The organism is Bartonella callosciuri (genome assembly GCF_014203215.1).
GTDB lineage: Bacteria > Pseudomonadota > Alphaproteobacteria > Rhizobiales > Rhizobiaceae > Bartonella > Bartonella callosciuri.
The window spans coordinates 1-1,439 of the sequence record NZ_JACHIM010000027.1 but is presented as its reverse complement, the minus strand read 5'-3'; the positions used below and the strand labels follow the sequence as shown (position 1 = coordinate 1,439).

The following is a 1,439-nucleotide window of genomic DNA, read 5'->3' as shown; positions in this document are numbered from 1 at the left end:
GATACAGAAGAATAAATGACAGGCGTGTGGGGCGCCTGCTTTTAGAGAGAAAAAAAGAAAGCCGTGTCATTTACGATGCGGCTTTTTGGTTAAAACAGAAGCTAAGCGAGTTTTAGCAAATGATATCGTAAAAGCAGCTTAAGTTTTAACAATATAACCTCTCGGTGGGGGAAAAAGTTAAGCTGGATTTTGTGCGACCTAAGTGGATTTTTCTTACTAGACAGATTAGACGTGGGGAACTGATCGTTCAAGGGGTTGTACAGCCAGTCGAAGTCCCATGGTTCGTAGTAAGGCATTTAAGCTACGTAGCTCTGGATTACCTTTTTCTGAAAGAGTTCGATAAAGCTGTGTCGGGTTCAGTTTAGCAGCTTTTGCTACAGCTTGAACACCACCGTAGGCTTTAGCCATTTGACGAAGCGTTACAAGCAGTTCACCTTGGTCGCCATCCGCGAGAATTGCATCAAGGGTAGCTGCTGCTAACTCAGGAGCATCATGGAATATTTCAGCCATTGCATCATCATGGTTACGGTCTTTCATCTTTGTACCTCCTTTAATTTTCACGGTTTTGCCAATCACGCCAGTAAGCACATGCGCGATTAATATCAGTGTCTTGCGTCCTTTTGGTACCGCCACACAGCAGAAGCAGTAAGGTCTTGCCTGATTGAGCATAATAAATTCGGTAGCCTGGACCGATATTGATCCGTAATTCATGAACACCTTCACGAAGTGGCTTGAAATCACCAAAGTTTCCTTGCTCTAAGCGGTTAAGGCGACGAATAATGGCGATTTTAGCCTGTATATCACGTTGTTTGCGCAACCAATCAGCTATCAGATCTTTGCCATCAGCGGTGAGGTAGTGACGTATCTTAAACATACTTTAATATTCGTTTATAAACGATATCTGTCAAGAGAAAAGTAAGAATGCAATGTGTAGAAATGCGCGTCTACGCTTAAAAATACACAGGATATGTAAAATAATTTTCTTTGTTGTAACAGTGTAAACAAAGCGGTTCCAAAGCTAATTGGCACGGCTTTTGTCTACAGATTATGCTGTTTTGTTACTCAAGAATAAAACGAATGGCTTTATATTATACAATATGTGCAAAAGCACAAGCCGTTAAAAAATAAAAGATTTGATTCATACTTTAGATTCAATAGGTTATAATAGTTTTATTTGTAACTACAACCCATAATGTGGTATTATAATACAGCATAAAATTTGTTTCATTAATAAAAGTCATTCCCATAAAGGATAACAAGCGAATGCTTAATAAAGTTATGTTAATTGGGTTCCTAGGTGCCAATCCTGAAAGCAAAACCATGCCTTCTGGTGGTGAGGTGGTCAATTTTCGTATGGCAACTTCTGAGAGCTATACAGATAAAAACACCAATCAAAAAGTAGAGAAAACGGAATGGCATTCTGTGGTGATTTTTAATCC

General features: G+C 39.3%; 3 protein-coding genes. 1 reads left to right on the top strand and 2 read right to left on the bottom strand.

What is annotated here, in order from left to right; all coding sequences use genetic code 11:
* Positions 1-225: 225 nt before the first annotated feature.
* On the bottom strand, positions 226-537 hold the full coding sequence (locus HNQ69_RS07565) for a helix-turn-helix domain-containing transcriptional regulator (RefSeq protein WP_183229407.1): 312 nt from the start codon (positions 535-537) through the stop codon (positions 226-228).
* A gap of 13 nt (positions 538-550) precedes the next feature.
* Entirely contained in the window at positions 551-874 is a 324-nt protein-coding gene (locus tag HNQ69_RS07560) for a type II toxin-antitoxin system RelE/ParE family toxin (RefSeq protein ID WP_183229406.1), read from the bottom strand.
* Between the two features lie 389 nt (positions 875-1,263).
* Between HNQ69_RS07560 and ssb the strand changes: the two genes are divergently transcribed.
* A partial coding sequence (gene ssb, locus HNQ69_RS07555; protein WP_183229405.1) for a single-stranded DNA-binding protein occupies positions 1,264-1,439 on the top strand: 176 nt, incomplete at its 3' end.